Genomic DNA, 20,823 nt, shown 5'->3' with positions numbered 1-20,823 from the left:
GTTGAGGCTTCCTCGAACAGGCCTGATACATAGATGCCACCGGGTAGCCATGTTCAAGGCAGGGTTGACAGCAACGGGCGAGTCCATACATAGGAGCCGGGCGGCGGGCCGCTTGCCTGCAAGCGAATCTATTTTCCGAATGGTGGAAGAATTCGCTTGCAGGCAAGCTCCTACAGCGGCTTTGTAGTCCAGTCTGTGAAGCGCTGTCAGGCGGTGCTGCGCGTGCTACTGATACCCGCCCGGATGCGGGCGGCCGGCCCGGCACACTTCCAGCAGGTGCACCAGCCCCGGCAGCAGCGCCGCCAGCGTCTCCTCGGCGCCGCGCCGGCTGCCCGGGAACGTCACCACCACGCTATCTCCGGCCAGCCCGGCAATGCCCCGTGACATCATGGCGTAGGGCGTACGGCGCTGACCGAAGTCCCGCGCCGCTTCCATTACCCCCGGCAGCTCGGTGGTCAGCATGGGCTGCACGGTGTCCACGGTGCAGTCACGGGGCCCGACCCCGGTGCCGCCGACGGTAACGATCAGCGCGGTGCCCTCGGTCAGTTGCGTCTGCACCGCCTCGCGCAGCTGATCCGGCTCGTCCGGCAACACCTGATAGTGCACCGGTTCAAAACCGGCGGCGGCCAGACCGTCCTCCACCGAGCGCCCGGCGGTGTCCGGTTTACGGCCAGCGGCCACGGTGTCCGACAGCACGATCACCGCCGCGCTCATCGGCGCACGCAGATAGCGGCGGAACTGGGACTTGCCGCCGGTTTTTTCCAGCAGGCGGCCATCGGTGATTTCCAACTGATCCGGACGGCAGTGTGGCTTGAGCATGTCGTACAAGGTGAGTGCCGCCATCTGCGCGGCGGTGAGCGCTTCCATTTCCACCCCGGTGGGACCGATGGTCTGCACTTCGGCCAGGATCGTTACTTGCTCCTCGCCCAGCTCGAACTCCAGTTCGGCGCGGTGGATCGGCAGCGGGTGGCACAGCGGCAGCAGTTCGTCGGTGCGCTTGGCGGCGAGAATGCCGGCGATGCGCGCGGTCTTCAAGGCATCGCCTTTGTCGGTGTCGCCACGGCGCAGGCGCTCGATGCAGTCCTGCGGAGCCCGCAGACAGCACTGCGCGCGGGCGCTGCGGAACGAGTCCGGTTTGTTACTGACGTCTTTCAAGAATGATCTCCATCACAATGGGGAACCCGGTGATGGTCCGGGTGAGAGTCGGTATGAGCGTGATGCTGATCGCCCGACCGTGAGTCCGGGCGGATGCAGCAGCCCTGCACATAGGCGCTGCTGCCGTCGGTATAGAATTCTTCCTTCCAGATCGGCGCCTGATGCTTCACTTCATCCACCAGGTAACGGCACGCCTCGAACGCCTCCGCCCGATGCGCGGCACGGGCCACGCACACGATCGCCACGTCACCGATGCGCAGCGCGCCCAGGCGATGCATCACGCGGCAATAGCTCAGGCCGAAGCGCTCACGGGCCTGTTGTTCGATCTCGGCGATGCGCTTTTCCGCCAACGGCGCGTAGGCGGTATAGCGCAAGCTCTCCACCGGCAAGCCCTGGTGATGGTCGCGCACGGTGCCGGCGAACAGGGCCAGGCCACCGCACTCCGGATAGCGATCCAGCGCCAGCAGTTCGTCGATGGCGATCGGATATTCGGTCAAATGTATCCTGTTACTCGAATCCGTCATGATCACCCCCCCGCCACTGGTGGCAGCAGCACCAGATGACCGTTTTCCGGCAACGGGTCCGAGCGCAATAAAATGTCGGTGTCGCGCACCGCGGCGCACTGATCCAGGCGCGGTTGCAGGGCCGGACACTGATCGGCCAGCACGCTCAGTGCCTCGGCCACCGTGGCCGGCGCCATTTCGGTGACGAGGGAGATACGCTCGCCACCCGCCAGCGGAATCAGTTCACCGTAAAGTTCAAAGGACAGATTCATCAGCCTCCCATCCCGTGCATGGTGATTGGCCGGTCCACCGGGCCGGGCGTGGCCGCGTAGCCGGCGTCCTTGTGCCAGACTCTCTGTTCGATGCGACGCCGCAGCAGGGCCTCGCTTTCCCCTCCGCGCAGCGGCGTCAGCAGATCGTGCCCCTGGCGGGCGAACAGGCAGGTGTAAAGATGCCCGTTGGCGGTCAGCCGCAGCCGGTCGCAATCGGCGCAAAAGGGCCGGGTCACGGTGGAGATCACGCCCAGGGTGTAGCGCTCATCGAGTCGGTATTCGGTGGCCGGGGCCGCCCCGCGGGGCAGTGCCTCGATCCGATAGTGGCCGGCCAGCGTATCGAGAATGCGAGCCTCGGACACCACCTGCTCCTCACGCCAGCGGCCCGGTTCGTCCAGCGGCATGTATTCGATGAAGCGCAACGGCAGATCACGGGCCTTGGCCCAGTGGGTCAGCGGCAGGATCTGGTCGTCGTTATACCCCTGTATCAGCACCGCGTTCAGTTTCACCGGCAGGCCGCTGTCGCGGGCCTTTTCGATCCCCGCCAGCACCGGCGCCAGCGGGCGGCGGGTAAGCGCCTGGAAACGGCCTTCGTCCACCGCGTCCAGACTAATGTTCAGATCGTCCAGGCCGGCCTCGATCAGGTCATCGAGCAATGCCGGCAAGCGGGTGCCGTTGGTGGTCATCGACAGCCGCTTCAACCCATGCTCACGCAACCGGGACAGCGCCGCCACGCACGCCACCACGTCCTTGCGCAGCAGCGGCTCGCCGCCGGTCAGGCGCAGCTCTTCAATACCGTTGTCCACGAACAGAGTCGCCAGCCGCAGCAGTTCCTCCCGGTCCATCAGTTCCCGCCCGGGCAGCCATTGCGGGTGTTCCGGCATGCAATACCGGCAACGGAAGTTGCAGCGGTCGGTCAGTGACAAGCGCAGCTTGCGTTTGACCCGGCCGAAACGGTCCTGCAACGGCTCTTTTACCAACAACGGCTCAAAGGCTATGCCCATGATCAGTCTCCCCGGCTCAGACGGGCACAAGCGTCGGCCACTTCCGCGGGGTTGTTCAAACTCCACAGCGGCTCCGGCTGCACGTCGGAAAAGTCCACCGGCCGCGCACCGATGGTGGCGAACCAGCGACGCGGCGCCCGCTCGCCATGCTCCAGCGCTTCGGCGAGCCCGCTTTCCAGATCGCGATTCAGCAAGCAGCACAAATACTGCCCCTGACCATGCGCCTCAGCATACACTGCCCGCAAGCCTTGCAGCTTGGCCTGGATCATTAAACGGGGCAGCAGATCGTCGGGCAAGGTCACCGCATCACAGGGGAGAATAAGCACCCACGGAGTGGAGGCAGTGCGTAACGCGGCCAGAATACCGGCCAGGGGCCCACGAAAATCCGGCCAGGGGTCACTGGCCACCGGCACCCCCAGCGCCTGATAGGCGCGCAAATTACGATTGGCCACGATCAGCCTCGCCGGTCCGTCGGGCAGGGCTTGCAGCACCCGCTCCACCAGGCTGCGGCCCAGCACCGGTATCAGCCCCTTGTCCACACCGCCGAGCCGGCGTCCCTGGCCACCCGCGAGAATCGCAACCGTCACGTCCTCCATCACGCGCCCTCCGCCAGTCTCGCCTCTTCGATCAGGGCGCGGATTTCCGGCTGGCAGGAACCGCAATTGGTGCCTGCTCCGACGCAGCGCCCAACGCCCTCCACCGAGGTTAACCCGTTATCGCGAATGGCGTCGAGGATGGTATTCCGCCCCACTGAGAAACAAGAGCAGACCGTGGCGCCGACGTCGTCGGCCGGATCCACCGAACGCCCCAGTTTGAGCCCGACGATATCCGCCTCGGATACTGTTTCCTTCCCGAACACGCGGCTCAGCCAACTGCGTGAAGGCAGCTCGGCGCGCGGTGACAGATAGACACAGGCCAGCAGGCGCTCTTGCTCCAGGGCCACGGCGCCATAATCACCGGCACTGTCCTCGCCCACTTCCAGCCACCGCGGTTGCTGCTCGAATCCCAGCAGCGACCGGCTCCAGTGGTGCGGCTCCTCAAGCCGGCCCCGGCCAGCCAGCTCATAGCGCAGGAAACCGTCACCCTGGATACAAACCCAGTAGGCCGGCGCCTCTCTGCCCGCGAATTGCAGCGGGGAACGGCTGTAGACCACCCCGTGCCAATCCACCGGGAACGGCGACACCATGACCGGGGTGTGCTTGAACTCCGGCTCCCCGGAAAGCGGATCCACCACCGGGTTGACCAACGCGCCAACGCGGGCATCCGATGCACGCTGGTCATTCCAGTGAATCGGCACGAACACGGTCCTCCGCGGTTGATCGGCGGTGCAGCGCAGCCGCGCCACCATAGCGCCCCAACGGCTGGCCACCCGCACCAGGGCCCCGTCCTGCACACCGCACAACATGGCTTCGTAAGGATGCATTTCCACGAACGGCTCGGGCAGGTGGCTGGCCAGACGCGGGGCGCGGCCGGTGCGCGTCATCGTGTGCCATTGGTCGCGAATACGACCGGTGTTGAGCACCAGCGGGAACTCGTCATCCACCGCGTTGACCGGAGCACGGGGCGCGGTAGGCACCAGCCGGGCCTTGCCGTCCCCATGGAAAAAGCGGCGGTCCTGGAACAGCCGGGAGGTATGGTCACCCGCCTGCGGCACCGGCCACTGGCACGGGCGCAGGCGATCATAGCCCTCGGCGTCGAGGCCCGCCAAACCGCCAATATGGAAAGCACGCCGCACGCCATCGTCGTCGTTGCGCCAGGCCGACAGCCGCGCGTGCTCATCGAAAATTTGATGGGGCTGCTCAAAGGCGAAGCCATCGAACCCCAGCCGCCGGGCCACCTCACTGACCGCCCACCAGTCCGGCTTTGCCTCTCCCGGCGCCGGCAGAAAGGCTTTTTGCCGGGACAGGCAGCGTTCAGAGTTGGTCACGGTACCGTCTTTCTCGCCCCAGCCCAGCGCCGGCAGCACCACCCCGGCCTCGGCGGCGGTATCGGTATCGGCAAACAGATCGGACACCACCAACAGTTCACAACGGCGCAGGGCCTCGCGGACCCGGTCGGCGTCCGGCAGACTCACCACCGGATTGGTGGCCATCACCCACAGGGCCTTGATGCGGCCATCGTGCACCGCTTCAAACAAATCCACGGCCTTTAAACCCGGCTCCCGAGCGATACGCGGGCTGCCCCAGAATTCCCGCACCAGTTGCCGGTGCGCCGGCTCATCCAGTTCCAGATGCGCCGCCAGCGTATTGGCCAGGCCACCGACTTCCCGGCCGCCCATGGCATTGGGCTGGCCGGTGATGGAAAACGGTCCCATGCCGGGCTCGCCAAGCCGCCCGGTGAACAGGTGACAATTGATGATGCTGTTGACCTTGTCGGTGCCGCTGGACGATTGGTTCACGCCCTGGGAAAACACCGTCACCACCTTGCGGGTACGCGCGAACAGGGCGTAAAACGCCTGTAATTGCGCCACCGGCACCCCACAGGCCTTGGCGACCGCCTCCAGACGGCCGCCGTCGGCACGGGCCACGGCCAGCGCTTCGGCGGCACCGCGGGTATGGTTGGCGACAAACCCGGTGTCCACCACACCATGCTCTTCCAGATAGGTGAGCAGCCCGTTGAACAACCACACATCGGAGCCTGCCCTCACCGGCAAATGCATATCCGCTTGCTCGCAGGTGGCGGTGCGGCGCGGATCCACCACCACGATACGTTTCTCCGGCCGCTCGCGCCGGCTCCGCATCAATCGCTGGTAGACGATCGGGTGGCACCAGGCGGTATTGGAACCCACCAGCACCACCAGGTCCGCTTCTTCCAGATCCTGATAATTGCCACCCACCAGATCTTCGCCGAAAGCTCTTTTATGACCGGCCACCGCGGAGGACATGCACAGCCGCGAATTGGTATCGATGTTGGCGGTGCCCAGCCAGCCCTTTACCAGCTTGTTGACCACGTAATAGTCCTCGGTCAGCAACTGGCCGGAGACATAGAAGGCCACCGCCTCCGGACCATGCTGGTCGATAATGCGGCGCAGATCCGTGGCCACCCGATCCAGCGCCCGATCCCAGGACACGGTTTGCGCCTGCCCGGCGTCATCGCGCATCAAGGGTTGCAACAGGCGCCCTTCCAACCCTACCGTCTCCGCCAGCGCCGACCCTTTCACGCAGAGACGGCCCTGGTTCGCCGGGTGATCCGGATCGCCTTCGATACGCAACCGGTTCGGTGCGCTCTCGTCTCCGGGCGTGGCGATCACGCCACAACCGACACCACAGTAGGGGCAGGTGGTGCAGGTCATGTTCCCACCTCCGCCAGCGCATCCGCCTCGACGCCGAAAGTGTCCAGCAGCGTCCGAACCATGGGCTCGCAACCGCCACAACCGGTGGCGGCGCCGGTACATTGCTTGATCGCCGCCAGATCACAGTGCCCCTCGGCGATGGCCTGGCACAAGGCTCCCTTGGTCACATTCTGGCACTGGCACAGCGTGGCGCTGTCCGGCAACCGGGTGACATCGAGGGCCGGCGCGGCGCCCTGGGCGGCGGGCAGGATCAATTGCTCCGGCGTTTCCGGCAACGCCATGTCATTGAGCATCAGTTGCAACAAGGTGTTGTATTCCCGTGCGTCCCCCACCAACACGCCGCCCAGCAGGCGACGACCGTCCTCGCTGACCACCAGCTTCTTGTAAATCTGCTTGCGCTCGTCCTCGTAGCGATAACAGCAGGCTCCCGGCGTGCTGGCATGGGCATCCCCCAGGGACGCCACGTCCACGCCCATCAATTTCAATTTGGTGGACATATCGGCGCCGGTGAACGGTACCGCCAATGTTTCATCACGCCGATGCCGCAAATGACTGACGGCGGCGCGCGCCATCTCGTAACCCGGCGCCACCAGGCCATAGATGCGCCCGCCCCAGAGCGCGCACTCGCCGATGGCGTAAACATCAGGATCGGATGTGCGGCAGTGATTATCGATGACAATCCCGCCGCGCTCTCCCACCGCCAGCCCGGCGTCACGGGCCAGCGTGTCCTGGGGGCGAATGCCGGCGGAAAATACCACCAGATCCGCTTCCAAGTGCCCGCCGTCGGCGAAGTTGAGACGATGACGGTAAAACTCCCCGTCGATGATTTCCGTGGTGTTCATTCCGGTATGCACGAACACGCCGAGCTGTTCGATCTTGCGGCGCAGCAGCGCGCCGCCGCCGTCGTCCACCTGCACCGCCATCAGGCGCGGCGCGAATTCCACCACATGGGTTTGCAGGCCGATATCGCGCAGGGCTTTGGCCGCTTCGAGACCGAGCAGGCCACCGCCTATCACCGCGCCCACTTCCGCATCCCGCCCGGATGCCATGATCGCTTCCAGATCCTCGATGGTGCGGTACACCAGGCAACTGGGGCGGCCCCGCCCCGGCACCGGCGGCACGAACGGATAGGACCCGGTGGCCAGCACCAGCTTGTCATAGTCCAGCGTGGCCCCCTTGGCGGTCCGAATCGTCTTGTTCTGCAGATCGATGCTGTCGGCGCCCTCACTCAAGCGTAGCTCAAGGCCGTGGCGTTCGAAAAAACGCTCCGGCACCAGGGACAAGTCCTCGCTGCTGCGTCCGGTGAAGAACTCCGACAGGTGAACCCGGTCGTAGGCCGGACGCGGCTCCGCGCACAGCACCGTGACCTGATAACGGTGATGCAACCCGTCCGCCACCAGATGGTCCAGATACTTCTGTCCCACCATGCCATTACCAATCACCACTAACCGTTCCTGTTTCATCACGACCTCCATCGGATCCGGTGTCTCAGGCGTTACCGCCGGCAACCTGGGCGGACCGCTGCGCCAGGGCTTCCTGGTAAAGTTCTTCTTCACGGGCTTTATGCGCGGCGGAGAAACGCACGGCGATGGCGCACAGGGCGCTGACCAGCACCAAAGCGCCGAGGATGAACAGGGTGTGCCGTACTTCACCCACCCACAGCAACAGAAAGCCGGCGGCCACCGCGCCCACGTTACCGCCGGCACCGATAATGCCGGCCACGCCACCGAGCGCCTGACGGTCGATGAACGGCACCAGGGCGTAGGTGGCGCCGCAGGCCATATGGGTGAACAGGCCGAAGGCGAGCATCGACAGCACCGCCAGCTGGAAACTGTCCATCAGCGAGAACAGCAGCAGCCCCAGCCCCTCACCAACGATGAGCACGAACAGCACCAGGGCACGCGCATCCAGGCCGCCCCGGCGTGCCACCTGATCGGAAACCCAGCCGCCGAGAGCACGGGCGAACAGGGCCAGCAAGCCAAAGCTGCCAGCCACCAGCCCGGCGGTTTTCAATGACAGGTCGAAGTTATCGAGAAAATAGGTGGCGACCACGTTGTGCATGAAAATCTCAACACCGAAACAGGCGCCGTAGGTGACGAACAACATCCATACGCGATAGTTGCCAGCGGCCAGCTTGAAGCTGTCCCAGCCGCCTTTCTTGCCGGTGTCCGGAACCTTGCCGGCGGCCCGCAGCTCACTGTAGTTACCGCCCATGCAATCCTGGGTGAAGCGCCAGTAAAGAAACGCCATCACCAGCATCAACACCCCGGGTACCAGCAGAGCCAGTCGCCAGCCAAAGGCTTCACCAACGCCAAACATCAGCACCGCGCCAAGCACCAGTGGCATCAGCGCCTGGGCGGCGCCGCCACCGGCGTTGCCCCATCCCGCCGCCGCCGCATTGGCGGTGCCCACCACGTTGGGCGCGTACATCACCGAAGTGTGGTACTGGGTGATCACGAAGCTGGCGCCCACGGCACCGATCAGAAGACGGAAGAACAGAAAGCTCTCATAGCTCTGCGCCGCCGCCACGCCGAACACCGGAATGGCACCGAGCAGCATCAGGCCGGTGTAGGTCTTGCGCGGCCCGTACCGGTCACAGAGGGGACCGATGATCAGCCGGACCAGGATGGTGATCGCCACGGCGGCGATGTTGATGTTGGCGATCTGCTTGGTGGTCAGATCGAATTCACCGCGAATCACCGGCATCAGGGGAGCGCAGGCGAACCACGCGAAAAAGCAGACGAAGAACGCCATCCAGGTCAGATGGAACACCCGGGTCTGTACCAGGCGCAGATCAAAAAGTTGCAATCGGGTTGCTTTATCAGTGTGCATGGTCTGAATTCCTCACCAGAACACACCGCAACTCGCAAGGACCATGCCACGGCCAGCCATGGCCCCGGAGGATGGTGACGGGGGGCCGCCCTCTCGCCCCCACCCTCAATGTTTTTTATTTACAGAACAAGGAATTAGGCCGCTCTGACTGGCGACAACCAGGCACATGGAGGGAGCCCCGGAAGACGGACCGGCGTCACCGGTCCGCCCCGGGCCATGCCCATATCGGGTGCAAATTTCATGCACCCGGTGCGTGCACCCGGTGCATTACCGCCGGCTACGTCGCCGTCCGTGGCCGGCCGATTCCGGTTACCCGGCTGTATCCCAGCATCAGAAAGCCGAACAGGAACATCAGCACCCCGTACACCGCCGCCGGCACCGACATTGCCTCGGACTGCAGCATGGTCAAGGTGATCATCAGCCCCAAGGTGCCGTTCTTGATCCCCAGCTCGATCGCCACGGTGAACGCCTGGGGGCGGTCCAGACCGATCAAGCGTCCTCCCAGCATGCCCAGTGCCAGGCCAATGACATTCAGCAGAATCACCGCCGCCCCGCCCTGTTTGAGCAATACCAGCGCTTCTTCTCCGAGATCAATCAGCAGCAGGGCAATCACCGCCACCAGCACCAGCAGCCCGAATACGCTCACCAGTTTTTCGCCTTTCTCCGCCCAGTCACGGCGGAAATGGCGCAAGGTCATGCCGAGCATCACCGGGATCAGGATGATGACGAACAGAGTAATGATGGTGCGCAGTACCGGTAATTCCAGCACCCGCTCGCTATCCTGGAAATGGCCGAGCGCCCAACTGGTGAACATCGGCAGGGTGACAATGGTGATCAGACTTGCCGCCACCGTGAGGACAATGGACAGCGCCACGTCACCCCGGCCGAGAAAGGCAAACAGATTGGAAGTGGTGCCGCCGGGACAGGCCGCGATCACCACCAGCCCCACCGCCAGCGCCGGTGACAGGTCCAGCCACAGCGCCAGCCCCACACCGACCATCGGCAACAGCAGGATCTGGGCCACCAAGCCATACAAGGTGGCCCGGGGCGCCACCAGCACTTCGCGAAAATCCTTGGGGGTCAGGGTCAGCCCCATACCCACCATGATCAAAAACAGGGCCGCCGGCAGCCCCACCGCAATCAATGTTGCCTGATCCATGCGCTCGTCCTCTTGTCATTATTAGGACGATCGTACCTTTACCCCGCGAACATGGCCACGCCGGCTCATTCAACCGCGTGATTCTGCATCCGATATTCCCAGGTATCGTTGGCATGCATTGCGAAACCGATCCAGCCTGCCCGCGGTTCGCGCGCGTAACGGGGCTCGCCGGGATGCGATTTCCCGCCAGGCCCGGTCAGTGCCCGCAACTCGGTGAACCAGGTGGCGGCATTGTCCAGCAGCTGCGCGGCGGGACGATGGAGCAGATTCGGGTCACCGGATTCCATGTGCGCCTTAAGCACCACTCGACCGGCTTCCGGGGCATACCAGAGCAACTCGCGGGTGAAGCCCTCCACCAGGCCATCGCCGCCGTTGCGGATGTTATCCAGGCCCGCCCCTTCGCCACGGGCCTGGTCCTTGCGCCAGGCGATCTCGCGGCTGATGCGCAGAGTGGCGAAGGTACCGGCGCCCACCTGAATTTTTTCCAGGGCGTCCACCCGGCTGATCACCCTGGTCCGGTAGCGGTATTGCCAGCGGGCCTTCTTCGACACGGGCACCTCCACCGTGGACTCGGTGTCATAGCGCCACACATCACCGGGATGCAATGGGAAGCGCAGTACGGGGCCTGCCTCGGTGCCCTCCGGTTGATAGGCGTCCAGATCTTCCCGAAGCGGGATACCGCCTTCTCCCACCTCATAATCAGCCCGCCCACCATCAATCGCCGTGAGCGTCAAGGTCACCGGTTGGGCGTCATTGAACTGGTACAGCCAGGAGGTACCCACCGGAGGCAGACTGCGTTCGACTTCGCGCAGCGCCGCCGGCGCCATCGGTTTGCCGTCGTCGCCATGAACCACCAGATCGGCGCCGATGTGATAACGGCCCAGGAACCTGCCCTGGTCATCGTAGCGGGTCACGGTGACCTCGCCGGTGTCCTCATCCACCTTGAACCAGCGACCCACCGGTTGATCGTCCCGGTAGAAGCGCTGTGCCAGCCAGGTATCACCCCGAAGGCTGGAGGAGGCACCATGTCGCTTCCCCTTACGGTAATGGGACACCCGGCGCACGCCCTCGCCGGTGACAAAAATCTGCTCCCCGTCCTTCTGATTGTCAGGCAACAGATTCCGGTTCCGCTGTATCAGATCACCGTCTTCGTTGAAGCGCTCCCGGAGCGACCAGGTTCCGGCCCGGTCGAAGGTGAGACGTTCCACCAAGTGACTGTCCTTGATCGTCTCACTGACCTGGACGTCATCATTGGCTTCCACGCGGGCAACAATGTTGCCCTGTGGGTCGTAGTTCAGCCGCACATCCGCCAGGCCGCCCTGTTCAGCGGGCCGGGTGTAGAGGCGGGACCGCAACGACCCGTCTTTCCGGTAGTGCTTCTCCCGGCCAGTGCGTTCGCCCTTGTCCGGCAACGCCTCCATGGCCAGGCCACCGTTCTCATGGAAGGCCTTGAGCACATGGTAACCCTCTGGCAAGTAGTCACGAATTTCCCGGGCATTGCCATTGTCCCAGTAGAAGATGGACTGGCCGGTGATTCTTCCCTGGTCATCATAGTGGCCTTCCAGTTCCACCTGGCCGTTATCATGGTAATAGGCGAAGGGGCCACGGCGGTTGCTGGTGTTAAGCAGGTGTAGCGCCTCCGGATCGGCGATCTGGCTCTTGAAAAACAGAGTGCCGTCGGGCTTGTCGATCACCACCCGCCAGCCTGAGTCCGTTTGCTCAAGAGGCCAGTGCAACCGGAAGGCCGGATCGCCGTCAGTCAAAAACCAGTCATTGTCCAGGGCACGGGTATCGGCGCCAACCAGCGCGCTCAACAAGAGGGCCGGCACACCGGCCAGCATCGCTAATCGGAGCATCATGGACATCCTTCCTTGAATCGGAACAGTGAGGATCGGGGAATCAGGGGCGCACCTTGCCGCGCAGCGCCTTGGTCTGGCCGTGCCGCGTTTTCTTGTCCATGCGTTTGTTGCGCGCCGATTTCGACGGACGGGTGGGCTTGCGTTTCTTATGCACCACGGTGGCGTCGAGAATCAGCGCACGCAATCTCTGCAAGGCATCGTCCAGATTCTTTTCCTGGGTCCGGTATCGCTGTGCCTTGATCACGATGACACCGTCGGCGGTGATGCGCTGGTCCGCCAAGGCCAGCAGCCGCTCCTTGTAGAACTCGGGCAAGGTCGATGCCCGCACGTCAAAGCGCAAATGGATAGCGGAAGACACTTTATTGACGTTCTGGCCGCCCGCGCCCTGGGCACGGATGGCATGCCATTCGATCTCCGCTTCGGGGATGGTCACGTTGTTGGAGATTTTCAGCATGGGAACGGGCTCTCAGTCTGTTCGGGCGGCGGGCCCGCTACAAGCGATTCTGGGGGCCTGAAGGCCCATTCGCCTGCAAACAGGCTCCTACGGCAGCCTTATCGCGCCGTGGCGAGGAACCGGTCGAGGGCGTTGGCGAAGGCCTGGACCTGGCGCTTGTCCAGTGCCGAGGGGCCGCCGCTGGCAAGACCGGCGGAGCGCATCTCTTCCATGAAGTCCCGGCGGTTGAGATGCTCGCGCACCGTCTCCCTGGTGTAAAGGGTGCCACGCGGATTGAGACCAGTGGCGCCCGCCGCCACGATCCGGTCCGCCAGTGGCACGTCCGCGGTGATCACCAGATCACCAGGGCTGACTTGTTCGGCGATGTAATCGTCGGCGGCATCAAAGCCGGAGGGAACCTGGATCAAACGGATAAACGGGGAGCGGGGCACGCGCATGGTGTGGTTCGCCACCAGCCGGGTGTGCAGATGACGACGCTGGGCGGCTCGGAACAACACTTCCTTGATGGCGCCAGGACAGGCGTCCGCGTCCACCCAGATACACGGCGCCGCTTCACTCACAGGCGCATCTCAATGCCGGCCTGCTGCATGTATTGCTTGGCTTCGGCAATGCTGTATTCGCCGAAGTGGAAGATCGACGCCGCCAGCACCGCATCGGCGCCGCCCTGGATCACGCCGTCGACCAGGTGTTGCAGATTGCCGACGCCGCCGGAGGCAATCACCGGCACCGGCACCGCATCGGCGATGGCCCGGGTCAGGGCGATATCAAAACCGTTTTTGGTACCGTCACGATCCATGCTGGTCAGCAGGATTTCACCGGCGCCGTAATCGGTCATGCGCCGAGCCCATTCCACCGCATCGATACCGGTGGGCTTGCGGCCGCCGTGGGTGAAAATCTCCCAGCGATTGTTCTCGCTTTCGCCGCTGACTTTCTTGGCATCGATGGCCACCACGATGCACTGGGAGCCGAACCGCTGCGCGGCCTCATGGACAAATTCCGGATTCTTCACCGCCGCCGAGTTGATACTGACCTTATCGGCGCCGGCATTGAGCAGATTACGAATATCTTCCAGGGTGCGCACGCCACCGCCCACGGTGAGCGGGATGAACACCTGACTGGCCATGCGCTCCACGGTTTCCAGGGTGGTGTCCCGCCCTTCGTGGCTGGCGGTAATGTCCAGGAAGGTAATCTCATCCGCCCCGGCTTCATTATAACGGCGCGCCACTTCCACCGGGTCACCGGCGTCGCGGATATCGACGAACTGGACACCCTTGACCACGCGGCCGGCGTCCACGTCCAGGCAGGGGATGATACGTTTGGCAAGGCTCATGGTTATCTCCGCGCTCAGGCGCCGGTGAGCTGGTCGGACAGCGCCTGGCCTTCGGCGAAGTCCAGGGTGTTCTCGTAAATGGCACGGCCGGTGATGGCGCCGCTGATGCCCTGGTCCGCCACCGCGCACAGGTTGCGCACGTCGTCCAGATTGGTGATGCCACCGGAGGCGATCACCGGGATGCTCATGGACCGGGCCAGCCGCACGGTCGCTTCCACATTCACACCCTGCAGCATGCCATCACGGCTGATGTCGGTGTAAACGATGGCGGAGACACCGTCGTTCTCGAATTGCCGGGCCAGGTCGATCACATCCACATCGGTGACGTTGGCCCAGCCGTCGGTGGCCACCTTGCCGTCCTTGGCGTCCAGGCCGACGATGATATGGCCGGGAAAACGCTGACACATTTCCTTGACGAAGGCCGGCTCATTGACGGCCTTGGTGCCGATGATCACCCACTGCACCCCGGCGTCCAGGTAGGCCTGGATGATTTCCGAGGTACGGATGCCACCGCCAATCTGGATCGGCAGGTCCGGGTGGGCCTTGGCGATGGCCTTGACGATCTCGCCATTCACCGGCTCGCCAGCAAAGGCCCCGTTCAGGTCCACCAGGTGCAGGCGGCGGGCGCCCCGTTCCACCCAGTGAGTGGCGACGGCCACCGGGTCTTCGGAGAAGACGGTGTCGTCTTCCATGCGCCCTTGCTTCAGGCGTACGCACTTACCGTCTTTCAGGTCGATGGCGGGAATCAGTTGCATCAAAGTCTCTTTCTATCAACGTGTATCGGCGTTCTGTTCGGCCGGGCTGGCACTCAGGGCTGCCAGCGCAGGAAGTTTTCCAGCAGTTGCAGGCCTGCGTCGGCGCTTTTTTCCGGGTGGAACTGCACCGCGAAGACATTTTTCTTGATCACCGCGGCGGCGAAATCGCGGCCGTAGTGACACATGCCGGAGATATTCTCTTCCGGCACGTCCACGGCACAGTAGCTGTGCACGAAATAAAAACGGCTGTTGTCGGCAATGCCGGCCCACATCGGGTGCGGGTGCATCTGGCGCACCTCGTTCCAACCCATGTGCGGCACTTTCAGGCGGTTTCCGGTTTCCCCGTACTGCTCACCAAAATGGGCCACCCGGCCGTTGAAGACACCCAGGCAGTCGACGCCGTCGTTTTCCTCACTGTGATCCAGCAGCGCCTGCATGCCCACACAAACACCGAGCAGCGGTTTGCGCGCGTCAATCACATCGAGAATGGCCCGGTCCAGCCCGGTCTCGGTGATCACCCGGATACAGTCACGAATGGCACCGACACCGGGAAACACCACCCGGTCCGCATGGCGAACCTGGTCCGGGTCACCGGTAATCACGATGCGCTGACCGGAAGCCACTTTCTCCAGCGCCTTGCCGGCGGAGTGCAGATTTCCCATGCCGTAATCGACCACGGCGACGGTTTCACTCATACCTGGGTTCCTCATTCGGTTTCCGTCAAGGTGCCCTTGGTGCTGGGAGTGATGTCACCCATGCGCGGATCCCTCTCCACCGCCACACGCAGCGCGCGGCCAAAGGCCTTGAACACGGTTTCCGCCTGGTGGTGAGCGTTCTTGCCGCGCAGGTTGTCCACGTGCACGGTGATCATGGCGTGGTTCACCAGGCCCTGGAAGAACTCGTGGAACAGATCCACGTCAAAGCCGCCGATCATGCCGCGAGTAAACGGCACGTGCATTTCCAGGCCGGGACGGCCGGACAGATCGATCACCACCCGGGACAGGGCTTCATCCAGGGGCACATAGGCGTGGCCATAACGGCGAATGCCTTTTTTGTCGCCCCAGGCCCGGGACAGCGCCTGCCCCAGGGTAATACCGATATCCTCCACGGTGTGGTGGGCATCGATATGCAAATCCCCGTTGGCGACGATGTCCAGGTCGATCAGACCGTGGCGTGCCACCTGATCCAGCATGTGCTCCAGAAACGGCAGGCCGGTGTCCAGCTTACAGGTGCCGGTGCCATCCAGATTCACGGCGACCCGGATCTGGGTTTCCAGTGTGTTGCGCTCGACAGTGGCGCGACGTTCGCTCATCGGTACCTCCAATATGAGAGCCTGTTTATGATCTCTACGCCGCCGCGTTGCCGCTGGAAAAGCCGCCAGACGGCGTTGCGGGCTGCAGGCTCTGGTGGGTCCAAAGTCAAAGGCCGCAGCGTCGTCTGGCGGCCCTGTGCCCTCCGGGTATTTTCCAGCGCAACCCGAAGGGCCGGGTCCCTTTTGCCGCCAGCCCGCGATTACGCTTGTTTATGTAGATTGACTACACCGCACAACCGGAATCACGACCTGACGACACTTTCTACCCGGTGAACAGGGAACTCCGGCGCGGTGGCGTAGAGATCATAAACAGGCTCTTAGGCGGGTAGTATACTAGGGAACCGACCCTTTAGCCTACGTGGCCCGCCGAGACCGGCGGGGTACGGACGTTTTTTACCGCCTCCGGGAGACCGCATGCCGATTCAGCTCCAGATTCACGCTGCCAGTGACAGCGTCAACGACACTTTCGCCAAGACCCTGCGCGATGATCCCGACCACGCCCGGGCGCTGCGCCAGGCCATCGCCGCGGGGCACACCATCGCCGGCGCCCATTTCAACGGCCAGCCGGTGGCGGTGGCCGCCCTGGACGGCGAGGCGCTGCTGTGGATGGTGGTGCATCCGTCCACCCGGGGGCGTGGCGTTGGCAAGGATTTTCTACGCCTGCTGGAACAGCACCAGGGCGGCCCTCTGTCACTGCCGCCGGAGTGCCGCCGGCCGGGCTGAATCACCGCCGCGGGACAGCGCTGAATTTGCTTGCCGAGACACCCGATTTGGCCCTATAAAATCGTCCGTTACGGCTAAATGGTGCTATCCTGCGTTGAAACTGATCACCTTTGATCCCTTCCGCACTTTGGGGTTGGCTTCGGTTCGCTACATCAAACCGGAACATGCCGCTGCCCATGTGAGCGAGTTGAGTGAAGCCGACTGGCTGCTGTTTCCCGCGTACTGGCAGTTGCACGGTCTGCACTACGTGCTGCAGCGGCCGATTTTCCCCAGCCCGGCCAGTTATCACCTGGGCCACGACAAAATCGAAATGACCCGGGCGCTGGAACTGGCCTGCCCCCAGCACCTGCCAACCACCGAGGTGCTGCCCTCGGACAGTCTTTCAATAAGTCGCATCCTGGACACCTGGACGTTCCCGTTCGTGGGCAAACAGGCCCGTTCCAGCCGCGGCGAGGGCGTTTTCCTGATCGAGAACCGCCAGCAATTACAGGCGTTCGCCGCGCAAAACGACGTGCTCTACATCCAGAAGCTGCTGCCGATCGTGCGCGATCTGCGTGTGGTCGTGGTGGGCCGGAAGGTGATCGCCGCTTACTGGCGCGAAGGTGAGGGATTCCTCAATAACGTGGCACGCGGCGGCCGTGTACGTCATGACCTGCCGGTGCCGGAGGCCGCGGTGGCGCTGGTGCACGACCTGGCCCTGCGCCTCGGCATCGATTACGCCGGCTTCGACGTGGCCTGGGTGGATGGCCACCCTTATGTGCTGGAGTTCAACCGCTTGTTCGGCAATCAGGGCATGCCCGATCTGCCGCAGCGCATCGCCTCGGCCATGAACGATTACCTGCTCGGCGAAACGCCATCCTCGCCGGCCGGCCCGGAACCCAACCCGTCGCCCATCACCGCTTCCGCCTGACTGCGCAGCAGCGCCTGATAGCGATAAGCCAATTGCTCCACCGGCTGCAGCCGCACCTGGCGCTCGCCGGCCATCACCGTCAGCGCCCGCTCCGGTTGGTACAGGGCCTTCACATCCAGCTCGCCGCGGGTGAGCTGGCTTTCCGGCACCTGCAACCGGCCGGGCACGCCGGCCACGCACAGTGCCCAGCTTTCCTCTTCCCCAAAGTCATCACACACCAGCGCCTTGAACTCCAGCGCCGGCGCTTGATGCGCCTTGCGGCGGGGCCCCTGCAACCGCGCCAGGCGCAGGAACAACAAGCCCGCGCACAGAGCCGCGAAGGAGGTGGATGACAACGGCTGCCCCGGGAAGCGCACCAGCGCACGGTCGCCGAGGCCACGTTCCACCTGGCCGCCGTACAGGCGCGCCACTTCACTCAGCAGATGGTGATAGTCGTCCAGCAAGGCCCGCAGGGCATCGGCGGTATAGCGTTGTCGGAAGTGATCGAAATTGACGATGCTCAGGCGCAAATCGCTGCCGCCCGGCCCGCCATTGCCTTGCGGACGCCGGAACACGATGGACGGTGGAGCGCCGTCCAGCGCTTCAGCGCCGCCGTTGTCCAAATCCTCTACCGGCGTTTCGCCGTTGGCCCGGGGGGGCTGGCCCCGCTGGATTCGCCGCCACATGACTTCCCCGGCCACCCGCAACAGCAACACGCCCAGCACTACCAGCACATAGCCGGATTCCAGCCCCTCGCGGGCGGTGCTCGGACGGGCCGCCAGCACCAGGGCTCCAGCCGGTTCGCCATCCGCCAACGCCACCGGAACCTCCACTCTCACCGTGGCCGCCGACGGCAGCTCGCCGCCGGCCAGCGGCTGCCGGGCCACACTGAGGAAGCGCGCCTCACTGACGGTGTCCAGAGCGCGGGTCTCACGAGCGATGACATTGAGGCTGATAAGGTCATCACTGACCATGGACTCGGCCGCGCGCAGGGCGGTCTGTCGGGCCAGGGAGGTCAGTTCCTGCCGCTGTTGCTCCTCCAGACGGGCGGAAAAGTGCTCAAGAAAGTAGACGCCGATCACCAGCGCCATCAGCAGCATGGTGGCCAGTTCCACCAGCAGAACGCGCTCCTGGCGCAGCCACGGGCGCCATCGTTGCCAAAGGGACATGATCCGTATTTCCTGTTGGGCGAATCGCGGGGCCGAGTATACCTGTTTAGAGCCTGTTCATGGCGCCAAACCGGGCTGCCGCTGGCCGGCGCTTTTTGCTACGCTACGCCGACCTTTTACCAAGGACCACAGTTAGTGCGCGAGATCATTCTCATCCAGGTATCCGGCAATGACCGGCCTGGCTTAACCGCGGCCTTCACCGCGATACTGGGCCGCTACCAGGTGAACGTACTGGATATCGGCCAGGCGGTGATCCACGACACCCTGTCCCTGGGCATTCTGGTGGAGGTGCCACCGGAAGGGGAAGCATCGCCTCTGCTCAAGGACCTGTTGTTCGAGGCCCACAAACGTAATATTTCGGTGCGCTTCCGTCCCATCGACGAGGACCGCTACGAGGAATGGGTGGCCGGCCAGGGCAAGGACCGCCACATCATCACCCTGCTGTCGCGCAAGATCACCGCCGAACAGCTGGCCGAAGTCACCACCGTGGTGGCCGACAATGGCCTCAACATCGACAGCATGACCCGCCTGTCCGGCCGGGTTCGCCTGGAAGGTGAGCAGGAAAACCCGGACACCCGCGCCTGCGTGGAAATCTCGGTGCGCGGCGAACCCCGGGACGCGGCGGCCATGCGCGCCGCTTTTCTGTCCATCGCCAACGAGCGCAACCTGGACATCGCCTTCCAGCGCGACAGTGCTTTCCGCCGTAATCGGCGGCTGGTGGTATTCGACATGGATTCCACCCTGATCCGCTCGGAAGTGATCGATGAACTGGCCGCCGAGGCCGGCGTCGGCGAGCAGGTAGCCGCCATCACTGAACGGGCCATGCGCGGTGAACTGGACTTCAATGAAAGCTTCCGCTCCCGCGTGGCCCTGCTCAAGGGGCTGGACGAAGGTGCCCTGGAGCGAGTGCGCGACCGCCTGGAACTGACCGAAGGGGCCCAGCGCCTGATCCCCACCCTCAAGGCACTGGGCTACCGCACCGCCATTCTATCCGGCGGCTTTACCTGGTTCGGCGAATGGCTCAAGCGCACCCTGAACATCGACTACGTCTACGCCAACGAACTGGAAATCGAGGACGGCAAGGTCACTGGCCGGGTGGTAGGCCAGATCGTCAACGGCGAACGCAAGGCGGAACTGCTCAAACAGATCGCCAAGCAGGAAAACATCAACCTGGAGCAGGTCATCGCCGTGGGCGACGGCGCCAACGATCTGCCCATGCTGGGCGCCGCCGGTCTTGGCATCGCCTTCCGCGCCAAGCCGCTGGTAAAAAAGAACGCCGAGCAATCGATTTCCACGCTGGGCCTGGACGGCATCCTCTATCTGATCGGTGTGCGCGACAAGGACCAGGCGGAACTGCTGAACTAGTCCGTATTCGCTGGCAAGCCAGCTTCCCACAGCAGCTTTCTTGGACCTCCGTGTGAAGCTGGCTTGCCAGCGAACAACTTTGCACCTGGCCTCCACGGCTCGTCATACTGAAAAGAACCGCGTTGGGCCGTTGCTATTGCCCCCTTGTAATGAGACTGATTCGCGTTTAATGTGTGTTTTCAACGCCTGCTTCCAGGCATCGCACTTTCGCCAACCACCCGTCTCCGTCCCATGCCCGCCACTGAAATCGATCCGTCCCATCTGGCCGAGCTGTATCGTGACCATCATGGCTGGCTGCATCTTTGGTTGCGGCGCAAGCTGGGTTGTACCGAGCAGGCCGCCGATATTGCCCAGGACACCTTCGTGCGTGTGCTGGTGCGCGGAAAGCCGGTCACCGACGAAGCGCCGCGGGCTTTTCTGGGCACCATCGCCAAGGGGCTGGTGATCGATTTCTGGCGCCGCAGCGCTCTGGAAAAAGCCTACCTGGAAGCCTTGGCACAGTTGCCTCGGGAATACGCCCCCTCCGCCGAAACCCGTAACGAGGCCCTGCAAATGCTGGAGCGGGTGGCGGCCATGCTGGACGGCCTGAAGACCCGGGTACGTCGAGCCTTCCTGCTTTACCAGTTGGGTGGCCAGAATCATCGCCAAGTGGCCGAGCAGCTGGGCGTCTCCACCCGCACCGCCGAGCGTTATGTGGCCGAAGCCCTGATGCATTGCTACCGGCTGCGCTTCGAACAGGGCGGCGCCTGA

At 63.8% G+C, this 20,823-nt stretch carries 21 protein-coding genes; 4 read left to right on the top strand and 17 right to left on the bottom strand.

Annotated features, from left to right (window positions below; translation table 11 throughout):
- Window positions 1-225 precede the first annotated feature (225 nt).
- From moaCB to hisB, 16 genes are all read right to left on the bottom strand, one after another.
- On the bottom strand, window positions 226-1,155 hold the full coding sequence (gene moaCB / locus CRO06_RS07485; protein WP_097058129.1) for a bifunctional molybdenum cofactor biosynthesis protein MoaC/MoaB: 930 nt from the start codon (window positions 1,153-1,155) through the stop codon (window positions 226-228).
- Window positions 1,152-1,652, bottom strand: coding sequence for a molybdenum cofactor biosynthesis protein MoaE (locus CRO06_RS07480; protein ID WP_097058128.1), 501 nt, complete (start codon window positions 1,650-1,652; stop codon window positions 1,152-1,154). Before CRO06_RS07480 ends, moaCB begins: the two co-directional genes overlap by 4 nt.
- A gap of 29 nt (window positions 1,653-1,681) precedes the next feature.
- The gene (locus tag CRO06_RS07475) at window positions 1,682-1,930 is read right to left on the bottom strand and encodes a MoaD/ThiS family protein (RefSeq protein WP_097058127.1); all 249 of its coding nucleotides are present in this window, start codon (window positions 1,928-1,930) and stop codon (window positions 1,682-1,684) included.
- Window positions 1,930-2,934 carry a GTP 3',8-cyclase MoaA gene (moaA, locus tag CRO06_RS07470; RefSeq protein ID WP_097058126.1) on the bottom strand — a complete coding sequence of 335 codons (1,005 nt, stop codon included), beginning with the start codon at window positions 2,932-2,934 and terminating at the stop codon, window positions 1,930-1,932. The genes CRO06_RS07475 and moaA overlap by 1 nt, the downstream gene beginning before the upstream one ends.
- A 2-nt stretch (window positions 2,935-2,936) precedes the next feature.
- The gene (gene mobA / locus CRO06_RS07465; protein ID WP_022994372.1) at window positions 2,937-3,530 is read right to left on the bottom strand and encodes a molybdenum cofactor guanylyltransferase MobA; all 594 of its coding nucleotides are present in this window, start codon (window positions 3,528-3,530) and stop codon (window positions 2,937-2,939) included.
- On the bottom strand, window positions 3,530-6,226 hold the full coding sequence (locus tag CRO06_RS07460) for a nitrate reductase (RefSeq protein WP_097058125.1): 2,697 nt from the start codon (window positions 6,224-6,226) through the stop codon (window positions 3,530-3,532). The genes mobA and CRO06_RS07460 overlap by 1 nt, the downstream gene beginning before the upstream one ends.
- Window positions 6,223-7,689, bottom strand: a complete 1,467-nt coding sequence (gene nirB / locus CRO06_RS07455; protein ID WP_097058124.1) for a nitrite reductase large subunit NirB — start codon at window positions 7,687-7,689, stop codon at window positions 6,223-6,225. Before nirB ends, CRO06_RS07460 begins: the two co-directional genes overlap by 4 nt.
- A gap of 25 nt (window positions 7,690-7,714) precedes the next feature.
- The gene (locus CRO06_RS07450; protein WP_097058123.1) at window positions 7,715-9,058 is read right to left on the bottom strand and encodes an MFS transporter; all 1,344 of its coding nucleotides are present in this window, start codon (window positions 9,056-9,058) and stop codon (window positions 7,715-7,717) included.
- A gap of 277 nt (window positions 9,059-9,335) precedes the next feature.
- A complete protein-coding gene (locus CRO06_RS07445) occupies window positions 9,336-10,217 on the bottom strand; it encodes a bile acid:sodium symporter family protein (protein ID WP_022994368.1) in 882 nt (293 codons plus the stop codon).
- A 65-nt stretch (window positions 10,218-10,282) separates the two neighbouring features.
- A complete protein-coding gene (locus tag CRO06_RS07440; protein ID WP_143247727.1) occupies window positions 10,283-12,076 on the bottom strand; it encodes a toxin-antitoxin system YwqK family antitoxin in 1,794 nt (597 codons plus the stop codon).
- A gap of 40 nt (window positions 12,077-12,116) precedes the next feature.
- The gene (gene arfB, locus CRO06_RS07435; protein ID WP_022994366.1) at window positions 12,117-12,530 is read right to left on the bottom strand and encodes an alternative ribosome rescue aminoacyl-tRNA hydrolase ArfB; all 414 of its coding nucleotides are present in this window, start codon (window positions 12,528-12,530) and stop codon (window positions 12,117-12,119) included.
- A 98-nt stretch (window positions 12,531-12,628) separates the two neighbouring features.
- Complete coding sequence (locus CRO06_RS07430) at window positions 12,629-13,090, bottom strand: YaiI/YqxD family protein (protein WP_022994365.1); 462 nt, start codon at window positions 13,088-13,090, stop codon at window positions 12,629-12,631.
- Window positions 13,087-13,860 (bottom strand): imidazole glycerol phosphate synthase subunit HisF, encoded by a 774-nt coding sequence (gene hisF / locus CRO06_RS07425; protein ID WP_022994364.1) that lies wholly within the window; start codon window positions 13,858-13,860, stop codon window positions 13,087-13,089. The genes CRO06_RS07430 and hisF overlap by 4 nt, the downstream gene beginning before the upstream one ends.
- 14 nt (window positions 13,861-13,874) lie before the next feature.
- Window positions 13,875-14,615: a 1-(5-phosphoribosyl)-5-[(5-phosphoribosylamino)methylideneamino]imidazole-4-carboxamide isomerase gene (gene hisA / locus CRO06_RS07420; RefSeq protein WP_097058121.1), complete on the bottom strand. Its 741-nt coding sequence runs from the start codon at window positions 14,613-14,615 to the stop codon at window positions 13,875-13,877.
- A gap of 53 nt (window positions 14,616-14,668) precedes the next feature.
- On the bottom strand, window positions 14,669-15,310 hold the full coding sequence (gene hisH / locus CRO06_RS07415) for an imidazole glycerol phosphate synthase subunit HisH (protein WP_022994362.1): 642 nt from the start codon (window positions 15,308-15,310) through the stop codon (window positions 14,669-14,671).
- 11 nt (window positions 15,311-15,321) lie between these two features.
- Window positions 15,322-15,927, bottom strand: a complete 606-nt coding sequence (gene hisB, locus CRO06_RS07410) for an imidazoleglycerol-phosphate dehydratase HisB (protein ID WP_022994361.1) — start codon at window positions 15,925-15,927, stop codon at window positions 15,322-15,324.
- 414 nt (window positions 15,928-16,341) lie between these two features.
- Here hisB and CRO06_RS07405 point away from each other — a divergent pair, with 414 nt between their 5' ends.
- Together CRO06_RS07405 and CRO06_RS07400 are read left to right on the top strand one after the other, a co-directional pair.
- Window positions 16,342-16,650: a GNAT family N-acetyltransferase gene (locus CRO06_RS07405; RefSeq protein WP_022994360.1), complete on the top strand. Its 309-nt coding sequence runs from the start codon at window positions 16,342-16,344 to the stop codon at window positions 16,648-16,650.
- Between the two features lie 94 nt (window positions 16,651-16,744).
- Complete coding sequence (locus tag CRO06_RS07400) at window positions 16,745-17,560, top strand: ATP-grasp domain-containing protein (RefSeq protein ID WP_233917974.1); 816 nt, start codon at window positions 16,745-16,747, stop codon at window positions 17,558-17,560.
- Here CRO06_RS07400 and CRO06_RS07395 read toward each other — a convergent pair.
- Window positions 17,485-18,708 carry a nucleotidyl cyclase domain-containing protein gene (locus CRO06_RS07395; protein ID WP_097058119.1) on the bottom strand — a complete coding sequence of 408 codons (1,224 nt, stop codon included), beginning with the start codon at window positions 18,706-18,708 and terminating at the stop codon, window positions 17,485-17,487. The two genes, CRO06_RS07400 and CRO06_RS07395, sit on opposite strands and share 76 nt — an antisense overlap.
- Window positions 18,709-18,843: 135 nt before the next feature.
- Here CRO06_RS07395 and serB point away from each other — a divergent pair, with 135 nt between their 5' ends.
- The gene (gene serB, locus CRO06_RS07390; protein WP_022994357.1) at window positions 18,844-20,073 is read left to right on the top strand and encodes a phosphoserine phosphatase SerB; all 1,230 of its coding nucleotides are present in this window, start codon (window positions 18,844-18,846) and stop codon (window positions 20,071-20,073) included.
- Between the two features lie 231 nt (window positions 20,074-20,304).
- A complete protein-coding gene (locus CRO06_RS07385) occupies window positions 20,305-20,823 on the top strand; it encodes a sigma-70 family RNA polymerase sigma factor (RefSeq protein ID WP_097058118.1) in 519 nt (172 codons plus the stop codon).

It is taken from the genome of Alloalcanivorax xenomutans (genome assembly GCF_900217905.1).
GTDB classification, from domain to species: Bacteria; Pseudomonadota; Gammaproteobacteria; order Pseudomonadales; family Alcanivoracaceae; genus Alloalcanivorax; species Alloalcanivorax xenomutans.
The sequence above is the reverse complement of the archived record's forward strand: the minus strand, read 5'-3'. Positions and strand labels throughout refer to the sequence as shown.

Coding starts and splice junctions, on each gene's coding strand:
- hisH (WP_022994362.1), bottom strand. CDS start 15,310: ATGAGTGAAACCGTCGCCGTGGTCGATTACGGCATGGGAAATCTGCAC.
- CRO06_RS07450 (WP_097058123.1), bottom strand. CDS start 9,058: ATGCACACTGATAAAGCAACCCGATTGCAACTTTTTGATCTGCGCCTG.
- moaA (WP_097058126.1), bottom strand. CDS start 2,934: ATGGGCATAGCCTTTGAGCCGTTGTTGGTAAAAGAGCCGTTGCAGGAC.
- CRO06_RS07395 (WP_097058119.1), bottom strand. CDS start 18,708: ATGTCCCTTTGGCAACGATGGCGCCCGTGGCTGCGCCAGGAGCGCGTT.
- hisF (WP_022994364.1), bottom strand. CDS start 13,860: ATGAGCCTTGCCAAACGTATCATCCCCTGCCTGGACGTGGACGCCGGC.
- arfB (WP_022994366.1), bottom strand. CDS start 12,530: ATGCTGAAAATCTCCAACAACGTGACCATCCCCGAAGCGGAGATCGAA.
- mobA (WP_022994372.1), bottom strand. CDS start 3,530: ATGGAGGACGTGACGGTTGCGATTCTCGCGGGTGGCCAGGGACGCCGG.
- hisA (WP_097058121.1), bottom strand. CDS start 14,615: ATGCAACTGATTCCCGCCATCGACCTGAAAGACGGTAAGTGCGTACGC.
- CRO06_RS07475 (WP_097058127.1), bottom strand. CDS start 1,930: ATGAATCTGTCCTTTGAACTTTACGGTGAACTGATTCCGCTGGCGGGT.
- CRO06_RS07385 (WP_097058118.1), top strand. CDS start 20,305: ATGCCCGCCACTGAAATCGATCCGTCCCATCTGGCCGAGCTGTATCGT.
- nirB (WP_097058124.1), bottom strand. CDS start 7,689: ATGAAACAGGAACGGTTAGTGGTGATTGGTAATGGCATGGTGGGACAG.
- hisB (WP_022994361.1), bottom strand. CDS start 15,927: ATGAGCGAACGTCGCGCCACTGTCGAGCGCAACACACTGGAAACCCAG.
- CRO06_RS07440 (WP_143247727.1), bottom strand. CDS start 12,076: ATGATGCTCCGATTAGCGATGCTGGCCGGTGTGCCGGCCCTCTTGTTG.
- CRO06_RS07405 (WP_022994360.1), top strand. CDS start 16,342: ATGCCGATTCAGCTCCAGATTCACGCTGCCAGTGACAGCGTCAACGAC.
- CRO06_RS07460 (WP_097058125.1), bottom strand. CDS start 6,226: ATGACCTGCACCACCTGCCCCTACTGTGGTGTCGGTTGTGGCGTGATC.
- CRO06_RS07445 (WP_022994368.1), bottom strand. CDS start 10,217: ATGGATCAGGCAACATTGATTGCGGTGGGGCTGCCGGCGGCCCTGTTT.